This is a genomic window from Roseiarcus sp. (assembly GCF_049514155.1).
Lineage (GTDB): Bacteria > Pseudomonadota > Alphaproteobacteria > Rhizobiales > Beijerinckiaceae > Roseiarcus.
Genome location: NZ_JBEKVH010000031.1, coordinates 1 through 18,840, shown reverse-complemented (window position 1 = coordinate 18,840; position 18,840 = coordinate 1). Strand labels below are relative to the sequence as shown.

Sequence of the window (18,840 nt, the reverse complement as noted above, 5' to 3'; positions counted from 1 at the left end):
GCGATGTTCGACCAACGCTATGCGGCGCTACGGGCCGCACAGACGGCAAAAGCCGACGAAGGCGAAACGTTCGACGATCACGTCTTCGCCTGCGTCCTTTCGGCGGCGCTCGCCGACCAGGCGGCGGCCGATCTCGCGCTGACGGAGGGTCTCGGCCTGACGCGCGCCGAAGCGGTGGCGCTGTTCGCGGCGCGATTTCCCTTGGGCGCGACGCCGTTGCGCCTCGAACACGCGCCCGATCCAATCCGCTCCATGGAGGAGGATCTGCTGCGCGACTTGCTGACGAGCCACAGCGCCGGCCGCGGCGAGGAATCGGGCTGGCTCGCCTCGATCATCGCCCGACGCGCGATGGGCGAAGATCATCTCTGGCAGGATCTGGGCCTGTTCAACCGCGGCGAATTGAACCGACTGCTGGCGCGCCATTTCCCCGTGCTGCACGCCGGCAACACCAAGAACATGCGGTGGAAGAAGTTCTTCTATCGCCGCCTGTGCGAAATCGAAGGCTTCAGCCTCTGCACCGCACCCCACTGCTCGGTCTGCGTCGACTTCTCCTCCTGCTTCGGCGACGAGGACGGCTTGAGCCGACTCGCGATGGTCGGTCGCGCGGCGGCGGCGCCCTAGCGACATTGTCGCGCGCAGCCAAGCCATTGTCGTCTTCGCGACATCCCGTGACATAAACAAAAGACCACATAATCAAAGGCGTACGTTTGGCACGGCCCATGCAAAGGCCATTTGCCGCCAGACCCGCGAGGAGGCCTTTGATGATCCAGCTCACGGATAGCGCCGTTTCCGCGGTCAAGACCGCGCTTTCCCGTTCGGCCCAGCCGGCGGAGGGCCTGCGCATCATGGTGCAGGCGGGCGGCTGCGCCGGCCTGAAATACATGATGGGGCTGGAGACGGCGACGCGCGAAGGCGACGCGATCGTCCAGCAGAGCGGCGTCAAGCTGTTCATCGACAAAGAGTCCCAGCCGCATATCGCGGGCATGACGGTCGATTTCGTCACTGGCCTGGAAGCTTCCGGCTTCGTCTTCGACAACCCTAACGCCGCCTCCAAATGTTCGTGCGGCAAGTCCTTCTCCTGAACCTGAACCGAGAATCGGAGACGCTCCATGTTGGATAGTGGGCGAGCGGAAACCTTGCAGGCCGGCGTCGCCGAGGCGCCGGTCGCCACCGACCTGAACCCGCGACGCGTGCGGCTGGTCGGCCTCGACCGCCGACCGTCGGTCGCAAGGACAGCGCCAACTCCCGTTCCGAATCCTACGCCGCGCCCGGCGCGACGCCTCGACGCTCCCGAGCGCATCGCCGCAATCGAAAGCGCGCTTGCCGCGTTGCGGCCGCGCCTGAAGGCGGATGGCGGCGACTGTCAGCTCGTCGACGTCGTCGACGACGTCGTCAGGGTGCGGCTCACCGGCGCCTGCGTCGGCTGTCAGCTCGCCTCGATGACCGTGCTCGGCGTGCGCATGCGCCTGATCGAAGCGTTGGGTTTCCCAGTCAAGGTCGTTCCCGTCTGACAAGGAGGCGCGCGATGCGGGCCGTTTATCTCGACAACAACGCCACCACCCGCGTCGCCCCGGAGGTCGTCGCAGCGATGCTGCCCTGCCTCACCGAGGATTTCGGCAACCCGTCTTCGGTGCATGATTTCGGCGCGACGAGCCGGCTGGCGTTGAAAGAGGCGCGCGAACGGGTGCGCGCGCTGCTCGGCGCAGCGTTCCGCGAAGAGATCCTCTTCACTTCGGGCGGAACGGAAGCCGACAATACCGCCATCCTCGGCGCGCTCGAGGCCACCGACGAGCGCAACGAGATCGTCGTCTCCGCGGTCGAGCATCCGGCGGTTCTGGCGCTGTGTTCGCATCTCGAACGCACGCGCCACGTCAAGGTTCACCGCATTCCTGTCGACGCCCTCGGCGGGCTCGACCGCGCGCGCTATCGCGCGGCGCTTTCGCGCAGGGTCGCGCTCGCATCGATCATGTGGGCGAACAACGAGACCGGCGTCGTCTTCCCGGTCGAGGAGCTGGCGGAGGAGGCCAAGGCGGTCGGCGCGCTCTTCCACACCGACGCCGTCCAGGCGGTCGGACGCCTGCCCATCGCCCTGCGCGGCACCGCAATCGACATGCTTTCGCTTTCCGCCCACAAGCTGCACGGACCCAAGGGCGTCGGCGCGCTCTACGTGCGGCGCGGCGCGCCGTTTCGCTCGCTGATGCTGGGCGGCAACCAGGAACGTGGCCGGCGCGGCGGCACCGAGAATACGCCGGGCATTGTCGGCCTGGGCAAGGCGGCCGAAATGGCGACGTCGCGGCTGCGTGGCGATGCGGCGCGCATGCGCGCGCTGCGCGACCGGCTGGAGGCGAGTCTGCTGGGGCAAATCCAAGGTTCGTTCGTTCTTGGCGACGTCGAGCGCCGGCTGCCCAACACCAGTGCGATCGTCTGCGAGGGCGCCGAGGCGGACGCGATCGTGCTGCTGCTCAACCGCGTCGGGGTCGCCGCCTCTTCCGGGGCCGCCTGCTCCGCCGGCTCGCCAGCTCCCTCGCACGTCGTGCGCGCGATGTCCGTCCTCGCCGCCGTCGCCGCTGGCGCGACGCGCTTTTCGCTGTCGCGCGACAACGACGACGACGACATCGACCGGGTGATCGAGACGCTGCCTTTGATCGTCGAGCGGTTGCGAGCCCGTTCGCACGCGCCGGAAACCGCTGTCGCCTCGCGTTCCGCCGAGCCGGCCTATGCTTGAGCGCGCGCCGACGCGACGAATCGCGCTCAACGACACAACCTTGCGCGATGGCGAACAGACGCCCGGCGTCGCCTTCACCCTCGCCGAGAAGATCGCCATCGCCGAAGCGCTCGCTGCGGCGGGCCTTCCTGAACTCGAAGCCGGCACCCCGGCGATGGGCGACGAAGAGATCGAGGCGCTTCGCGCCATATCCGGGCTCGAACTCGGCGTCAGGGTTCTGGCGTGGTGCCGCATGACCAAGGCGGACATCGCCGCCGCGCTTCGCGCCGGCGTCGGCGCCGTCAATCTCTCGATCCCGGCTTCCGATCGGTTGCTCAACGCCAAGCTCGGCGTCACCCGCGACGAGGCGCTGGCGCGTGTGCGCCAGCTGGTTCCGTTCGCGCTCGACGCCGGATTCGAGGTCGCGGTCGGCGCCGAGGACGCTTCGCGCGCCGACGTCGATCATCTATTGCGCCTCGCCGATGCGGCGGCGGAAGCTGGCGCCTTTCGCCTGCGGATCGCCGATACGGTCGGCGCGCTCGATCCGTTCGCGACCCACGCGCTGGTGGCGCGCGTCGTGGCGGCGAGCGACCTGGCGATCGAGTTTCATGGCCACGACGACTATGGACTGGCGACCGCCAACAGTCTCGCCGCGGCGCGGGCCGGCGCGACGCACCTGTCGGTGACGGTCGGGGGCCTCGGCGAGCGCGCGGGTAATGCGCCGCTCGAGGAGGTCGCGGCGGCGCTGGAATGCCTATACGGCGAGACGACCAGCGTCGATCTCACCCAATTGTCCGAGTTGGCCGCGATGGTCGGCGAAGCGGCGCAGCGCTGCGTTCCGGCCGGCAAGGCGATCGTCGGCGCCGACGTCTTTTCCCACGAGTCGGGCGTTCACGTCGCCGGATTGCTCGCCGATCCCGAGAGCTATCGCGGTCCCGATCCGGCGCTGTTCGGTCGGCGCGATCGCTTCGTCGTCGGCAAGCACTCGGGCGCGAAGTCGCTCGCCCACGCGCTCCGCGAGCGCGGCGTCGCCCTGGCGGAGGAAACCGCGCCCCTTCTCGTCGCGCGGGTGCGCCGACGCGCCGCGCAGAGCAAAACCGCAATCTCGAGCGACGAACTGGCGCGCCTCCACGAGGAGTCCGTCGCCGAGACGCTGTCTCAGTTCATGCGCGCCGCCGAATGAGCGCGGGGGAAAGCCGAAAAATGATCTGCTCGCCGGACGAACGACCGATCGACGCGACGGACATCCTCGACAAGCTCAAGCGCCTATCCTCGGCCGAGGACTTTTTCGCCACGCTCGGCGTCGCCTATGAGGAGGCGGTGCTGCGGGTCGCCCGGCTGCATATCCTCAAGCGCATGGGCCAATATCTCGGCAGCGACGACCTCGACGGCTTGCCCGGTTCGGTCGTCGCGGCGCGCGTCAAGGCGACGCTGCAACGCGCCTACGCCGATTTCGAACGCTCGTCCCCGCTCGCCGAACGCGTGTTCCAGGTGCTGAAGGACCACGACCCCAAGCGTCCGGCGCGGCCCAAGACCGCCTTCGTCGGGCTCGACGAAATTGCGCCGCTGCCGCCGACGCGATGAGCGGAATGCGGCGACGTCGTCGTGTCGCGTTCCCGACAGCGCCGCGTCGCAGATTGTCGTCCGACGGCGGCCCATATCCAGAAATGGCGGCTATTACAGTCATTTATGAATATTCGCGGCGCTTGGCACGGCGCATGCGTTGAGGGGTCCGACCGTCTTCGCCGCGGAGGCCCTATGCACTTTATCGTTTGCATCAAGCAGGTTCCGGACTCGGCGCAGATCCGCGTTCATCCGGTCACCAACACCATCATGCGCCAGGGCGTGCCGACGATCATCAACCCCTATGATCTGTTCGCGCTCGAAACGGCGCTGCGGCTGCGCGACGAGCAAGGCGGCGAAGTGACGGTCCTCACCATGGGTCCGCCGTCGGCCGAGGATGCGTTGCGCAAGGCGCTCACGTTCGGCGCCGATCGCGCGGTGCTGCTCACCGACCGTTTCTTTGCCGGCTCCGACACTTTGGCGACGAGCTACGCCCTCGCCCAGGCGATCCGCAAGATCGGCCAGACCTGGGGTGCGCCCGACATCGTCTTCGCCGGCAAGCAGACGATCGACGGCGACACGGCGCAGGTCGGTCCCGGCATCGCCCGCCGGCTCGGTCTCAATCAGCTCACCTATATTTCCAAGATCGCCGGCCTCGACGCCGCGGCGCGCACGATCGATCTGGAGCGTCGCGCGGAAGGCGGCGTGCAGGTGTTGCGTTCGGCCCTGCCCTGCCTCGTCACCATGCTCGAAGGCTCCGCCGAAATCAGGCGCGGGGCCTTTGCAGACGCCTTGCGTGCGGCGCGGGCCGAGATCGTGACCTGGAGCGCCGCGGCGGCGGGCGTCGAGGATCTGCAGAAGTGCGGGCTGCGCGGCTCGCCGACGGTGGTCAAGCGCGTGTTCGCGCCGACCCCGCGCGCCGACAAGGCCAAGGCGATCGAACCGAAGCCGCGCGCCAAGGAAACCGCCGAGGATCTGATCGCCGCGCTGTTCGAGGCCAAGCCGGCGCTCGCCGCCGACCTCGAGCGGCTCGCCGCCGGATTGTGAGGAGACAAGCGATGTCCGATACGCCCGCTCCCGCCGCGCCCGCGTCCTCGCGCGCGGCGATGAAGAAAGAGCTGCCCGAGCGCTTCAAGGCCTACAAGAACGTCTGGGTGATGGTCGAACTCGAACGCGGCCAGGTCCACCCCGTCTCATGGGAGCTGATCGGCGAAGGCCGCAAGCTCGCCGATAAGCTCGGCGTCGAGCTCGCGGCAGTGGTCGTCGGCGCGCCGGAAGCGGGAACGCGCGAGGCCATCGCCGAAGGCTTCGTCTACGGCGCCGACCTCGCCTACCTGGTCGAGAACCCGATTCTCGCCGAGTACCGCAACGAGCCCTACACGAAGACGCTCACCGACCTTGTGGATACGCACAAACCGGAGATCCTGCTGCTCGGCGCGACCAACCTCGGGCGCGATCTTGCCGGCTCGGTCGCCACCACGCTGCTCACCGGCCTCACCGCCGACTGCACAGAGCTCACGGTCGACGCCGAGAAATCTCTCGCCGCGACGCGTCCGACCTTCGGCGGCTCGCTATTGTGCACGATCTACACCCTCAACACGCGGCCGCAGATGGCGACGGTGCGCCCGCGCGTCATGCCGACGCCGACGCGCCAAGAGGGGCGAACCGGCCGCGTCGTCGAACATGCGGTCGATCTGAAGGAAGAGAGCATCGTCACCAAGGTGCTGTCTTTCCTGCCCGATCGCGCCTCGCACAGATCGAACCTCGCCTTCGCCGACGTCGTCGTCGCCGGCGGCCTCGGACTGCAAGGCGCCGAGAACCTGCAGTTGGTGCGCGCGCTCGCCGGCGTGCTCGGCGGCGAATGGGGCTGCTCGCGTCCCTGCGTCCAGAAGGGCTGGGCGCCGGCGGAGCGGCAGATCGGCCAGACCGGCAAGACGATCCGCCCGAAGCTCTACATCGCCGCCGGCATTTCCGGCGCGATCCAGCATCGGGTCGGCGTCGAGGGCGCCGACCTGATCGTCGCCATCAACACCGACCGCAAAGCGCCGATCCTCGACTTTGCCCATCTCGCCGTGGCGACCGACGCGATTCGATTTCTGCCGGCGTTGACCGAAGCGTTCCGCGCCCGCGTTTCTGCGCATACGAGCGACCGACTCGCCGGTTGAGGAGAACGTCATGGTCGAGAAATTCGATTGCATCGTCGTCGGCGCCGGCATGTCCGGCAACGCCGCCGCCTATGTCCTGGCCAAGCGCGGCCTCTCCGTCCTGCAGCTCGAGCGCGGCGAATATTCCGGATCGAAGAACGTGCAAGGCGCGATCATGTACGCCGACATGCTCGAGGCGATCATCCCCGACTTTCGCGAGGACGCGCCGCTCGAGCGCCATCTGATCGAACAGCGTTTCTGGATGATGAACGGGTCGGCGCACACCGGCATGCACTATCGCTCGGACGCATTCAACGAGGCCAAGCCGAACCGTTACACCATTCTGCGCTCGCAATTCGACAAGTGGTTCTCGCGCAAGGTGCGCGAGGCCGGCGCGCTGGTGCTGACCGAGACGACAGCGCTCGAATTGATCTTCGACGCCTATGGCGCATGCGTCGGCGTGCGCACCGATCGCGAGGGTGGGATCGTCCACGCCGACGTCGTCGTGCTCGCCGAAGGCGTCAACGGGCTGCTCGGCAGCCGCGCCGGCCTTCGCGCCCCACCCAAGGCCGATCACGTCGCGCTCGCGGTCAAGGAGATGCATTTCCTCCCCGCCGAGACGATCGAAGCGCGTTTCAATGTCAAAGGCGACGAGGGCGTCGTCGTCGAGGCGGTGGGCACCATCTCGGGCGGCATGACCGGCATGGGATTCGTCTACACCAACAAGGAATGCCTATCGGTCGGCATCGGCTGCCTGGTCTCCGATTTCGCCCGCAGCGGCGAGACGCCCCATGGGTTGCTCGAAGCGTTCAAGGCGCACCCTTCCATCAAGCCGCTCATCGAAGGCTCGGAAGTGAAGGAATACGCGGCCCATCTCATCCCCGAGGGCGGCTACAAGGCGGTGCCGCAGCTCTGCGGCGACGGCTGGGTGGTGGTCGGCGACGCCGCGCAGCTCAATAACGCCATCCATCGCGAAGGCTCGAACCTCGCGATGACCTCCGGCCGCTTCGCCGCCGAGGCGATCTTCCAGATCAAGAGCCGTCGCGAGAAAATGACCAAGGACAATCTCGCGCGCTATCCCAAAGCGCTCCACGATTCCTTCGTGATGAAGGACTTGCGCAAGTATCGCGACATGCCGGCGCTGCTGCACACCAATTCACGCAACTTCTTCCTCACCTACCCCGAACTGGTGGCCAAGGCGATGGAGAACTTCCTGCGCGTCGACGGCACGCCCAAACGCGAAACGGAAGCGAAGATATTCTCCGCCTTCCGCAAGGCCCGCGGCTTTACCGGCCTGTTCGGCGACGCGTTCAAACTGGCGCGCGCCTGGCGCTAGAATCGGAGGAAAGCCCCATGAGCAAACCTGGCGAAGCGCGCGTCGAAGAGAAGCTCTATCAGAACCGCTACGTCGTGGACGGAGGCCGTAGCCACATCCGCGTCGCCGCACACGACAAGCCATCCGCCAACCTGCTGGCGATGACGACATTGTGTCCGGCCGGGTGTTACACCCTCACCGAGGCCGGCCAGGTCGAAGTCGCGCCTGACGGCTGCTTCGAATGTGGCGCCTGCCGCGTGATGTGCGAACCGGGGGGCGAGGTCGAGTGGAACTATCCCCGCGGCGGCTATGGCGTGCTGTTCAAGTTCGGCTGAACGTCGTCGGGCGCATCACGCAGCCGCGCCTCAATCGACGCCGACCATGACGTCGGACGCCTTGATGACCGCGCTGGCCGGTTTGCCGACCGCGAGGCCCAAGGCGTCGACAGCCTCGTTGGTGATCGAGGCGGTGATCACGGCGCCCGAGCCGATCTCGATTTTCACGTGGGCGGTCGTGGCGCCTTTGGTCAGGCCGATCACCTTGCCCGGCAGCACGTTGCGTGCGGAAAGCTTCATCGAACTACGCCTTTTCTCGTCAGCGATTGCGGCGCGTCGCGCCAGGGTTTCAGGTTGCGGAGATCGCCTTCATGCAAGGCGTAGTCGCTAACCTTAGCGCCGAGAAAACGCCTTGTCGCCAACCGAATGAATCGTAGCGCCGGTTCCGCTATGTGGCTTGGCGCCGTTCGGAGTCGCGCCGGAAAGTGGCGCGCGGCTGGAGATTCGAACGCCGATTGGTCAGTCGCCGCGTCGCTTCGCTGACGGGATGGGCCGACTGACTGGGCGACGTCGGCGGCAGCGCAGCGGCCCGTCGCTGGAACAAGGTGTCAACGGCAGCCTTTGTCCACGAAATATCGAAAGCGCCGAAGGGCCTATCGAGTCGGAAACGATTGTGATTATAACGTCGGTTACGTCGCGTGAGAGATGTTTGCTGAAGAGATGGATGTAACTGACGGTTGCGACGACCGGGAGCGGATTCGCTTCGCCCGCTCCATTCATTTCCGTACGATAGTTTGCATGGCCGTTCGTGTCGCCATGCCGCACGAGGGGCCGGGGCCGCGATGGCGGACGGCAGGCGCAAACGCGGTCGCGCTTCGAATGCGAAGCGCCAAGATGAAACGGGAGACGGATCGCCATGGACGTTCGCGCCGCAGTCGCCATGGAGGCGGGAAGGCCGCTCGAGATCATGACCGTTCAGCTCGAGGGCCCGAAGGCCGGCGAGGTTGTGGTCGAGATCAAGGCCACCGGCATCTGTCACACCGACGACTTCACCCTTTCAGGCGCCGATCCGGAGGGACTTTTCCCGGCGATCCTCGGTCATGAAGGCGCCGGCGTCGTGGTCGACGTCGGGCCGGGCGTCGCGTCGGTGAAGAAGGGCGACCATGTCATCCCGCTCTACACGCCGGAATGCCGCGCGTGCCCGTCCTGCCTGTCGCGCAAGACCAATCTCTGCACGGCGATCCGCGCCACGCAGGGGCAGGGCGTGATGCCGGACGGCACCTCGCGTTTCTCGATCGGCGGCGACAAGATCCACCATTACATGGGCTGTTCGACCTTCGCCAACTATACCGTGCTGCCTGAGATTGCGGTCGCCAAGGTCAACCCGAACGCGCCGTTCGACAAGATCTGCTACATCGGCTGCGGCGTGACCACCGGGATCGGCGCCGTGATCAACACGGCGAAGGTCGAGGCCGGTTCGACCGCGATCGTCTTCGGACTGGGCGGCATCGGTCTCAACGTGATCCAGGGTCTGCGCCTCGCCAGCGCCGACATGATCATCGGCGTCGACGTCAATCCCGCCAAGAAGGCATGGGGCGAGCGGTTCGGCATGACCCATTTCGTCAATCCGACCGAAATCGGCGCCGACCTGGTCCCTTATCTCGTCGACCTGACCAAGCGCGGCGCCGACGCGATCGGCGGCGCCGACTACACTTTCGACTGCACCGGCAATGTGAAAGTGATGCGCCAGGCGCTGGAGGCTTCGCATCGCGGCTGGGGCAAGTCGGTCATCATCGGCGTCGCCGGCGCCGGGCAGGAAATCGCTGCGCGGCCCTTCCAGCTCGTCACCGGGCGGACGTGGATGGGCACGGCCTTCGGCGGCGCGCGCGGGCGCACCGACGTGCCGAAAATCGTCGATTGGTACATGGACGGCAAGATCCAGATCGATCCGATGATCACCCATACCCTGCCGCTCGACGACATCAATCGGGGTTTCGAGCTGATGCATTCCGGCGAGAGCATCCGCTCGGTGGTGGTCTTCTAGACCAGCATAAAGGGCGACTCGTTCGAAAGAACCGTCGGCGGCGTCCTCTCTCGCTTAGCCCGCCTGATAGAGGTCGGCGCGGAAGTAGGCCTTGGGGTCGAGGGGGTCGGGCAGGCGGCCGAAGTCCTTGAACATCGCATTCAAGGTCGATAGCCAGCCGGCGGCCGTTCCATCGGCGGCGCTCGCCTCGAGTTCGGCCGTGGTGAGGAATTTGGAATTCGCGGCTTCCGTCGCGAGCTTGTCGGCCGCAACGCCGATGAACTTCGACGTGACGGCGATCGACGCGTCGAGATTCGCCGCGCGGAAGGCGTTCGCCTTCTTGAGCACCGCGATCACTTTCAGCGATCGATCGTCGGCGACGTCGTTGCGCGAGACGAAAGCGGTGGGGAAGGCGATCTCAGGAAAGAAATCGGCGTTCTTGGCCAGTTCGACCATGTCGGGCGCGCGTTCCTTGATCACGCTGACCAGCGGATACCATATGCCGGCCGCGTCGATCTGCCCACTGGCGAAGGCCGCCACGACCGTGCTCGGGTCCATGCGGATGAGTTCGACGTCGTTCACGCTCATGCCCTGCTTGCGCAGCGCAAGGCGCAGCAGCATGTCGCCGGACGTTCCCTCGGGGACGCCGACCTTCTTGCCTTTCAACTCGGTCATCGTGCGAATGCCGGCCTGGGCGATGACGCGGTCGGCCTGGCCGAGATCGTTGATCGCGATCACCTTGGCGCGGCCGCTGGCCGGCAGCCAAAGCGCGCCGGGCCCGACATAGCCGAAGTCGAGGCTGCCGGAGCCGAAAGCCTGGATCTGGATCGGGCCGTTGGTGAAGACCTTGAGGTCGGGCTGCAGGCCCTGCGCGGCCCAGAGACCTTGGTCGGTCGCGACCGCCGCGAGGCTGGCGCCGTTGAAGTCGCCGATATAGCCGATGCGGACCGTATCCGCCGCGCGCGCCGGCCGGGCGGCGGCGCATGCGACGGCGGCCGACGCCGCGACGACGAAGTGTCTGCGCGAAATGCGGGTCATCTCGTCTCTTTCTCGTTGGCCTGGACGGCGCCGTCCGGCGGCCTCGCGGGTTGATGATAGACGGCGCGCCAGACGCGATTGCGGATCTCGGCGAACGCGCCGGAGAGCCGGATCGCCTCGCTGCGCGGATAGGGCAGATTGACGGGGATGATCTCGGCGAGGCGTCCGGGACGGGCGGCCATCACGATCACGCGGTTGGCGAGATAGACGGCCTCGTCGACGTCGTGGGTGACGAACATCACCGTCCGTCGCTCGCGATTCCACGTATCGAGCAATTGATCCTGCATCTGAACGCGGGTCAGCGCGTCGAGCGCGCCGAACGGCTCGTCCATCAGCAGAATGGTCGGGTCGACCACATAGGCGCGGGCGATGGCGCAACGCTGCTTCATGCCGCCGGAGAGCACCTTGGGCAAGGAGTCGGCGAAGTCGGAAAGACCGACGAGATCGATGAAGCGCTGCGCAGTCGCGCGCCGCTCGGCCGCGCGACGGCCGGCGATCCGCAGGCCGAACTCAACGTTCTGCCTGACGGTGAGCCAGGGAAAGAGCGCGTATTGCTGAAAGATCACGCCGCGCTCGGGACCGGGTCCGCGCACATTGCGGCCGTCGACGATCATTTCGCCTGCGGTCGGCGCGATCAGGCCGGCGGCGATGGCGAGCGCCGTCGATTTGCCGCAACCCGACGGCCCGACCAAGGTGACGAACTCGCCATCCGCCACGTCGACCGACAAGCGGTCGAGCGCGAGAAAGCTCGCGCCTTGGTGAGCAAACCGACGCGACACGGCGCGGAACGAGATCTTGGCGCTCACATGCGCTCCTGCCAATGCGTGAGCCGGGTCTCCAGCGCGAGAAGCAGGCGATCCATCGCCAGGCCGAGGATTCCGATGGTGATCAGACTGACGAAGATGGTCGCGAGGTCGTAGTAGAGCTCGGCCTGCTGCATACGGAAGCCGAGACCCGATTGGGCCGCGATCAGCTCCGCGGCGACGACGGTCGCCCAGGCCGAACCCAGACCGATCCGCATGCCGACCAGGATGAACGGCGTCGAAGCCGGTATGATCACCCGGCGAAAGATCGTTCCGTCCTTCGCGCCCAGCACGCGGGCGGCGTTGATCAGGGTCTTGTCGACGCTGATCACGCCTTGAAAGGTCGCGATGACGCTGGAGAGGAAGACGGCGAGAAAGATCACGAACACCTTGGGCGTCTCGCCGATGCCCATCGTCACGATCGCCAGCGGAATCACCGCCAGCGGCGGGATCATGCGGAAGAACTGCACGAAGGGTTCGATCAGGCCGCGCGCGGTCGGATACCATCCCATCAGGAAACCGACCGGAATCGCGAGCGTCACGCCGAGGGCGAATCCCGCCAGGACGCGCGAGAGGCTGGCGACGAGATCGGCGAAGAGCTGACCCGAGCGGATGAGTTCGATCGCCCGCGCCAGAACCTGCGCCGGGCTGGGCAGACCGACCCTGCTGAACGAGACTGCGGCTCCCCACAGGGCGATCCCTCCGCAGACGGCGACGACGTTCAACTGCAGCTGGCGGCGACCAGCCCATCGCCGGCTCGTCGCTTGCGTCGCCGCGGCTTCGGCGCTCTCGCTCACGGCGCGGTTGCGCCCTGGCGACCGTCGCGATCGCGACACGCCGCCGCGGCGCTGCGGGATCGGAAACAATCGGCGCCCCGTTGTAGCAGAACGGCCAGAGTCATTTACACGAACCAGGGGTTTTGCGGCGACGTCCGCAACCGGTTGAAATGCTGCAATAACTGGATCGCGGCGCAAACGCCACAAGGGAAACCAGGAGAGCGCCCGCCATCGACCTGCAAGGGGGAGCGGCCAATGATCGCGGCGGCAAGGCGTGTCGCCGAGAGATTGACGATTAATTCGATAGACTGTATCAGATCACCATTCCACTGAGGGGTGTCAGGTTGAGCGGGGAGCGATCATCAATGTCGGACGTCGCCGCGTGGCTTCCTGCGGCCGCGCCGCGCCGCGTCGGCAAAGACGGGCTCGCGTCGCTGACGTCCGTCAATCATTTCGTGCCGGTCGCATGACCGTCAGGCCGCGCGGGGCCGCCGGCGACTGGAACCCCGCCCTCTACATGAAGTTCGTCGCCGAGCGGACGCGCGCGGCGCGCGATCTGCTCGCCGGCGTTGCGCTGACGACGGCGCGCCGCGTCGCCGATCTCGGCTGCGGCCCCGGCAACAGCGCCGAGCTGCTCGTCGCCCGCTTCGCCGAGGCGGCCATTGTCGGCCTCGACACGTCGGAAGCGATGCTCGCGCACGCGCGCGAACGCGTTCCCGCCGCGCGCTTCGTCAGGCAGGACATTGCGACCTGGTCGCCCGACGCGCCGCTCGATCTCGTCTTCGCCAACGCCGCGCTGCAGTTCCTGCCCGATCACGAGGCGCTGCTGCCGCGGCTGTTCGGCTTCGTCGCCGCAGGCGGCCTTCTCGCCGTGCAGATGCCGATCACCCTGCACGAGGCGTCGCATGCAGCGATGCGGCTCGTCGCCGCCGAAGGGTCGTGGGCGCGCCGCCTCGCGCCGATCGTCCACGCCCAGCCGGTGATCGCCGCCTTCGAGGATTACTACGAATGGCTCGCCGCCGCCGGGGCGAAGGTCGAGGTGTGGACGACGACCTACGTCCATGCGCTCGACGGCGTCGCGGGCGTCGTCGACTGGTTCGCCGGCTCGGGCCTCCGGCCGTTCCTCGACCCGCTCGACGAAACCGAGCGCGAGGCGTTTCTGTCGCGCTACCGCGAGGCGATCGAAGAATCCTACGCCCCGCGCGCCGACGGCAAAGTGCTGTTGCCCTATCCGCGGCTGTTCATCGTCGCGCGGCGGTGACTTCCAGAATGCGTCATGGCCGGGCTTGACGGCGAGCGGTCGTCAGAGATCGGCGACGCTCTTCTTGAAGGCGTCGGCGTAATCGGGATGCCAGCGCGACAGCGGCGGGCGGTTGTCGATGACGTCGCCGATCGCCCAGGCCATGCGGCGCTCGTCAAGCGCGCGGCTGACCTCGTTGTCGGGGCAGAGGATGTAGAACGTCCCGGCGCGAAGCTCACCGATCATGAAGTCGACCGTCTGCTCGGGCGTCCAGGCGCCGGTCGGCTTCTCGGTTCGCGCGCCCGCGGTCATCGCGGTGAAGACGAAACCCGGGATCAGCAAATGGGCCGTCACCTTGCATCCCGCGACGTTTCGAAGCTCGTGCTGCAACGCCTCGGTGAACACCTTCACGCCCGCCTTCGACACATTGTAGGCGGGATTGCCCGGCGGCGTGGTGACGCCCTGCTTGAAGCCGGTGTTGACGATCACCGCCGGGCGCCCGCTGGCGATCATGCCGGGCGCGAACGTCTTGGCGCCGTGGATGACGCCCCACAGATTGACCTCGATAATGCGCCGCCACCCTTCCCAGTCGCCGAGCGTCGAACTCGCCGGGCCGGCGCCAGCGTTGTTCATCAGCACCGCGACGGGGCCGAATTTCGAAGTCGCCGCGCGTTCGAGCGCCTCGACCTCGCCGAGTTTGCTGACGTCGGTCGGCGCGGCGAGCACGGCTTTCGCGCCGGTCGATGAAGCGGCGGCGACGTCGCGCGCCGCGTTTTCGAGCGTTGCGCCCGGCAGATCGGCGATGACGACGTTGAGCCCCATCGCCGCGAAGCGCTTCGCCGCCGCCAGGCCGATACCCGACGCGCCGCCGGTGACGACCGCGCAACTGCCGGGATTGAAGGGGGTGTCGATGGTCAAAGTAGCCTCCAAATTGAGCCTGCAAGCGCCAAACGCTCCTGGTCGACGCAGGCTCGTTGCCGAAGAATAGACTCGCTCATTGTTTGCTTGGCGGAGCGGAGCGCGAGAGGAATTCGATGTCAAGGATGCGCGAAGCGCACCGCCTTCGGCGGCGGCCTTCGGCCGTCCTTGACATCGAATTCCTCTCGCGCACGATCGCTGCCAAGCATTCAATGAGCAGTTGCGCCGAACCGACGGCGAGCGGGGCGCCAACTGTCCGCGGGCGTCGCGGCGAATGATGGGCGCCCCCTCACTTCTGGCACGCCGGACAATAGAACGTCGATCGTCCGCCCTGGACGACGCGCGCGATCGTGCCGTGGCAACTGCGGCGCGGGCAGGGGGCGCCTTCGCGGTCGTAGACGGCGAAGGAATGCTGGAAATAGCCGAGTTCGCCGTCGGGCTGGCGGTGGTCGCGCAACGTCGAGCCGCCGGCTTCGATCGCCGCCTCGAGCACGGCGCGGATCGCCGGCGCCAACGCTCGCGCGGCGGCGGTCGGCTTGCCCTTGGCGTCGGCGAGGATCCCCGCCGGGCGGGTCGGGCTGACGCGGGCGCGGTGCAGCGCTTCGCAGACGTAGATGTTGCCGAGGCCCGCGATGCGCTTCTGGTCCAAGAGCGCGGTCTTGATCGGCGCCCGCGCGCCGGCGAACAGCGCCGCGAGCTTGGCGGCGTCGAATTCCGCCGACAACGGTTCGACGCCGATTTCGGCGAACGGCGGCCGCTCGGCGATGCCTTCGCTCTTGACCAGGTCCATCGCGCCGAAGCGGCGCGGATCGTTGAAGACGACGCGCGCGCCGTTGTCGAAGTCGAAGACGACGTGATCATGGGCGGAGAGCTTCGGCCGCTCGTGATGGAGCCGCGGAACGACGGCCGCCTCGCCGCGCTCGATCCGGAACGAGCCCGACATGCCGAGATGCATGACCAAGGTCTCGCCGTTGTCGAGCGCGGCGAGCAGATACTTCGCGCGCCGCGTCAGCGACACGACCCGCCGCCCCTTCAGCCGCTCGGCGAAGCGCGGCGGGAACGGCGCGCGCAGATCGCCGCGCCGCGCCTCGACCGCGGCGAAGCGCGCGCCGACCATCGTCGGCGCGAGGCCCCGGCGCACGGTCTCGACTTCGGGCAGCTCAGGCATGGACGCGCTCACGGATCACGGCGAGGAAGGCGGAGCCATAGCGCGCGAGTTTCGCCGCGCCGACGCCGTGGACGCGCCCGAGTTCATTGAGGCTCGCAGGTTTCGTCGCCGCCATCTCGATCAGGCTGCGGTCGGGGAAGACGACATAAGCCGGCTGCTTCTGCGCCTTGGCGAGCGCGCCGCGCAGCGCTTTCAGCGCCGCCAGCAGCTCGGCGTCGGCGTCGCCCGGCGCCGCGTGCGCCGCCGCGCGCTTGTCGCGTCGCGCCTTCTTGGCGACGACGTCCTCGCGCAGGGCGAACGGCGCCTCGCCTTTCAGCACCTTGCGCCCGTCCTCGGTGACGACGAGCCGGTCGCGATCGGCGCCGTCGCGCTCGATCAGCCGCGCCGACAACAGTTGCCGCAAGACGCCGCGCCACTCGGCCGGCGCGCGGTCGGCGCCGACGCCGAAGGTCTTGAGCTGGTCGTGGCCGTGGCGCTCGATCGCTTCGCTTTTCTTGCCCGACAGGATGTTGGCGAGATGGCCGAAGAAGAACCGCCCGGACGTGCGCAGCACGGCGGAGAGCGCCTTCTGCGCCTCGAGGCTGCCGTCGATCAGCCGCACCGCGCCCTGGCAGACGTCGCAATGGCCGCAGGGCGCCGAGTCCTCGCCGAACGCGGCGAGCAGCGTCTGCCGGCGGCAACGCGCCGTCTCGCACAAGGCGACCAGCGCGTCGAGCTTGGCGGTCTCGATCCGCTTGCGCGCGTCGGGCGCGCCGCCCTCGGCGATCTGGCGGCGACGCAGCTCGATGTCGCCGGCGCTGTAGAGCGCGAAAGCCTCGGCCGGCAGTCCGTCGCGGCCGGCGCGGCCGATCTCCTGGTAATAGGACTCGATCGACGACGGCATGTCGGCGTGGAGGACGAAGCGCACGTCGGGCTTGTCGATCCCCATGCCGAAGGCGATCGTCGCGCAGATGACGACGCCGTCCTCCTGCAGGAAGATGTCCTGGTTGCGCGACCGCACGACATTGTCGAGGCCGGCGTGATAGGGCAGCGCCTGGCGTCCGCGCTCGGAGAATTCGCGCGCCAGTTCGTCGGCGCGCCGGCGCGAGGCGCAATAGACGATCCCGCTTTCGCTCGGGTGCGCGTCGAGCCGCTCGATCAACTGCCGCGTCGCGTTGGCCTTGGGGCGCATGGCGAGAAAGATGTTGGGCCGGTCGAACGAGCGCAGGAACACGCGCGGCGTCCTGGCGAACAGCCGCTGGGCGATGTCGGCGCGCGTCGGCGCGTCGGCGGTCGCCGTCACCGCGAGGATTTGCGGATCGCCCAACGCCGCCGACGCCTCGCGCAGGCGCAGATATTCGGGTCGGAAGTCGTGGCCCCATTGCGAGACGCAATGGGCTTCGTCGATGGCGAGCAGATCGACCGCGCCTCTCAGCGTTTCGAGCGTGTCGTCGCGCAGCAGCCGTTCGGGCGCGACATAGAGCAATCGCAGCGAGCGATCGCGCAGGCCCGCGGCGACGCGGCGGCGCTCGTCGGGCTCGGAGGCGGAATTGAGCGCCGCGGCGGATATGCCGAGCGCATCGAGCTGGGCGACCTGGTCGCGCATCAGCGCGATCAGCGGCGAGACGACCAGCGTCAGGCCGCCGCGCGCCAGCGCCGGTAATTGGTAACACAGCGACTTGCCGGCGCCGGTCGGCATCACCGCCAGCACATCCTCGCCGGCGAAGGTGGCGGCGAGGATTTCCTCCTGGCCGGGGCGGAAGTCGGCGAAGCCGTAGGTCTCGTTGAGCGCGCGTCGCGCTTTGGCGATGAGGCGCGTCGCGTCGTTCATCGCGCCGCCCCGGGATCGAACACCGGCGTCCATTGCACGTCGTCGATGCGCTCGGCGCCGCAGGCGAGCATGACCAGCCGGTCGAAGCCGAGCGCGGCGCCGCTCGCCGCCGGCATGATCGCCAGCGCGGCGAGAAAATCCTCGTCGATCGGATAGACCTCGCCGTAGACGCGCCGCTTGACCGCCATCTCCTCCTCGAAGCGGCGACGCTGCTCCACCGGATCGGTCAGTTCGCCGAAGGCGTTGGCGAGCTCGACGCCGCAGGCGTAAAGCTCGAAGCGCTCGGCGACGCGCGGGTCGCTGGGCGAGACCCGCGCCAGCGCCGCCTGCGAGACCGGATAGTCGGTGAGGAAAGTCGGCCGGCCGAGGCCGAGCCGCGGCTCGATGCGGTCGGAGAGGATGCGGCTGAACACGTCCGACCATGAGTCGTCGGCGCTGACGCGCACGCCGATGTCGGCCGCCTGGCGGGCGAGCCGGTCGCGGTCGGGCGCGCCGCGGCCGTCGGCCGGCAGCGAGGCGAAGAGGTCGATTGCGGCATGGAGGCGGAAGGCGTCGCCGACCGTCAACCGCTCCGCCGCGGCGAAAGGGTCGGCCTCGCGGCCGCGCCAGCGTAAGATGCGCGTCCCCGCCGCTTCCGCGGCCAGCCGCAGGGCCGTCGCGCAGTCCGCCATCAGCGCCTCCAGCGGCGCCTCGGCGCGATACCATTCGAACATGGTGAATTCCGGCGCGTGCAGCGCGCCGCGCTCGCGATTGCGGAACACCCGCGACAGCGCGAAGATCCGCCGCTCGCCCGCCGCCAGCAGCTTCTTCATCGCAAATTCCGGCGAGGTGTGGAGATAGGCGGGCCGGGGGACGCCGTCCGGGCCGATCATCGTCGTCGCGAACGCGTGCAGGTGCGCCTCGGCGCCCGGCGAGGCCTGCAGCGCCGCGGGCTCGACCTCGAGGAAGCTTTCGGTCGCGAAATGGCTGCGGATGAGGGCGGCAAGACGCGCCCGCGCCGCCAGGCGCGGCCGCCGGTCGGCGTGGCGGGACGGGGTCCAGAAGGGCGAGGCGGAGGTCAAGG

20 protein-coding genes are annotated in these 18,840 nt (G+C 68.0%); 12 read left to right on the top strand and 8 right to left on the bottom strand.

Annotation, left to right across the window (positions count from 1 at the left end; genetic code table 11):
- Positions 1 to 3: 3 nt before the first annotated feature.
- From ABSF49_RS06930 to ABSF49_RS06885, 10 genes are all read left to right on the top strand, one after another.
- A complete protein-coding gene (locus ABSF49_RS06930; RefSeq protein ID WP_424111904.1) occupies positions 4 to 621 on the top strand; it encodes a nitrogen fixation protein NifQ in 618 nt (205 codons plus the stop codon).
- A 140-nt stretch (positions 622 to 761) separates the two neighbouring features.
- A complete protein-coding gene (locus ABSF49_RS06925; RefSeq protein WP_424111903.1) occupies positions 762 to 1,082 on the top strand; it encodes a HesB/IscA family protein in 321 nt (106 codons plus the stop codon).
- A gap of 27 nt (positions 1,083 to 1,109) precedes the next feature.
- Positions 1,110 to 1,511 (top strand): NifU family protein, encoded by a 402-nt coding sequence (locus ABSF49_RS06920; protein WP_424111902.1) that lies wholly within the window; start codon positions 1,110 to 1,112, stop codon positions 1,509 to 1,511.
- A 14-nt stretch (positions 1,512 to 1,525) separates the two neighbouring features.
- Positions 1,526 to 2,725: a cysteine desulfurase NifS gene (gene nifS / locus ABSF49_RS06915; RefSeq protein ID WP_424111901.1), complete on the top strand. Its 1,200-nt coding sequence runs from the start codon at positions 1,526 to 1,528 to the stop codon at positions 2,723 to 2,725.
- Between the two features lie 40 nt (positions 2,726 to 2,765).
- Entirely contained in the window at positions 2,766 to 3,887 is a 1,122-nt protein-coding gene (locus ABSF49_RS06910; RefSeq protein ID WP_424111900.1) for a hydroxymethylglutaryl-CoA lyase-like TIM-barrel protein, read from the top strand.
- A gap of 20 nt (positions 3,888 to 3,907) precedes the next feature.
- The gene (nifW, locus tag ABSF49_RS06905; protein ID WP_424111899.1) at positions 3,908 to 4,288 is read left to right on the top strand and encodes a nitrogenase stabilizing/protective protein NifW; all 381 of its coding nucleotides are present in this window, start codon (positions 3,908 to 3,910) and stop codon (positions 4,286 to 4,288) included.
- Positions 4,289 to 4,462: 174 nt separating this feature from the next.
- Positions 4,463 to 5,314, top strand: a complete 852-nt coding sequence (locus tag ABSF49_RS06900; protein ID WP_424111898.1) for an electron transfer flavoprotein subunit beta/FixA family protein — start codon at positions 4,463 to 4,465, stop codon at positions 5,312 to 5,314.
- A gap of 11 nt (positions 5,315 to 5,325) precedes the next feature.
- Entirely contained in the window at positions 5,326 to 6,432 is a 1,107-nt protein-coding gene (locus ABSF49_RS06895; protein ID WP_424111897.1) for an electron transfer flavoprotein subunit alpha/FixB family protein, read from the top strand.
- A 10-nt stretch (positions 6,433 to 6,442) separates the two neighbouring features.
- The gene (locus ABSF49_RS06890) at positions 6,443 to 7,747 is read left to right on the top strand and encodes an FAD-dependent oxidoreductase (protein ID WP_424111896.1); all 1,305 of its coding nucleotides are present in this window, start codon (positions 6,443 to 6,445) and stop codon (positions 7,745 to 7,747) included.
- A gap of 17 nt (positions 7,748 to 7,764) precedes the next feature.
- On the top strand, positions 7,765 to 8,061 hold the full coding sequence (locus ABSF49_RS06885) for a ferredoxin family protein (protein ID WP_424111895.1): 297 nt from the start codon (positions 7,765 to 7,767) through the stop codon (positions 8,059 to 8,061).
- 30 nt (positions 8,062 to 8,091) lie between these two features.
- Here ABSF49_RS06885 and ABSF49_RS06880 read toward each other — a convergent pair whose 3' ends face one another.
- Positions 8,092 to 8,301: a TOBE domain-containing protein gene (locus tag ABSF49_RS06880; RefSeq protein ID WP_424111894.1), complete on the bottom strand. Its 210-nt coding sequence runs from the start codon at positions 8,299 to 8,301 to the stop codon at positions 8,092 to 8,094.
- 616 nt (positions 8,302 to 8,917) lie between these two features.
- Between ABSF49_RS06880 and ABSF49_RS06875 the strand changes: the two genes are divergently transcribed.
- The gene (locus tag ABSF49_RS06875) at positions 8,918 to 10,045 is read left to right on the top strand and encodes an S-(hydroxymethyl)glutathione dehydrogenase/class III alcohol dehydrogenase (protein ID WP_424111893.1); all 1,128 of its coding nucleotides are present in this window, start codon (positions 8,918 to 8,920) and stop codon (positions 10,043 to 10,045) included.
- Between the two features lie 54 nt (positions 10,046 to 10,099).
- On the opposite strand, the gene ABSF49_RS06870 is transcribed toward ABSF49_RS06875, so the two are convergent.
- Genes ABSF49_RS06870 through ABSF49_RS06860 form a run of 3 tightly spaced genes read right to left on the bottom strand, consistent with a single transcriptional unit; the run spans position 10,100 to position 12,563 of the window.
- Positions 10,100 to 11,062 (bottom strand): aliphatic sulfonate ABC transporter substrate-binding protein, encoded by a 963-nt coding sequence (locus ABSF49_RS06870; protein WP_424111892.1) that lies wholly within the window; start codon positions 11,060 to 11,062, stop codon positions 10,100 to 10,102.
- Complete coding sequence (locus ABSF49_RS06865; RefSeq protein WP_424111891.1) at positions 11,059 to 11,868, bottom strand: ABC transporter ATP-binding protein; 810 nt, start codon at positions 11,866 to 11,868, stop codon at positions 11,059 to 11,061. Before ABSF49_RS06865 ends, ABSF49_RS06870 begins: the two co-directional genes overlap by 4 nt.
- On the bottom strand, positions 11,865 to 12,563 hold the full coding sequence (locus tag ABSF49_RS06860; RefSeq protein ID WP_424111920.1) for an ABC transporter permease: 699 nt from the start codon (positions 12,561 to 12,563) through the stop codon (positions 11,865 to 11,867). The genes ABSF49_RS06865 and ABSF49_RS06860 overlap by 4 nt, the downstream gene beginning before the upstream one ends.
- Positions 12,564 to 13,107: 544 nt before the next feature.
- Between ABSF49_RS06860 and tam the strand changes: the two genes are divergently transcribed.
- Positions 13,108 to 13,902 (top strand): trans-aconitate 2-methyltransferase, encoded by a 795-nt coding sequence (tam, locus tag ABSF49_RS06855; protein WP_424111890.1) that lies wholly within the window; start codon positions 13,108 to 13,110, stop codon positions 13,900 to 13,902.
- A gap of 42 nt (positions 13,903 to 13,944) precedes the next feature.
- On the opposite strand, the gene ABSF49_RS06850 is transcribed toward tam, so the two are convergent.
- From ABSF49_RS06850 to epmA, 4 genes are all read right to left on the bottom strand, one after another.
- Positions 13,945 to 14,799: an SDR family NAD(P)-dependent oxidoreductase gene (locus tag ABSF49_RS06850; RefSeq protein WP_424111889.1), complete on the bottom strand. Its 855-nt coding sequence runs from the start codon at positions 14,797 to 14,799 to the stop codon at positions 13,945 to 13,947.
- A 289-nt stretch (positions 14,800 to 15,088) separates the two neighbouring features.
- The gene (mutM, locus tag ABSF49_RS06845) at positions 15,089 to 15,967 is read right to left on the bottom strand and encodes a bifunctional DNA-formamidopyrimidine glycosylase/DNA-(apurinic or apyrimidinic site) lyase (protein WP_424111888.1); all 879 of its coding nucleotides are present in this window, start codon (positions 15,965 to 15,967) and stop codon (positions 15,089 to 15,091) included.
- Entirely contained in the window at positions 15,960 to 17,777 is a 1,818-nt protein-coding gene (gene recQ / locus ABSF49_RS06840) for a DNA helicase RecQ (RefSeq protein WP_424111887.1), read from the bottom strand. The genes mutM and recQ overlap by 8 nt, the downstream gene beginning before the upstream one ends.
- A complete protein-coding gene (gene epmA, locus ABSF49_RS06835; RefSeq protein ID WP_424111886.1) occupies positions 17,774 to 18,838 on the bottom strand; it encodes an EF-P lysine aminoacylase EpmA in 1,065 nt (354 codons plus the stop codon). Before epmA ends, recQ begins: the two co-directional genes overlap by 4 nt.
- Positions 18,839 to 18,840: the final 2 nt, after the last annotated feature.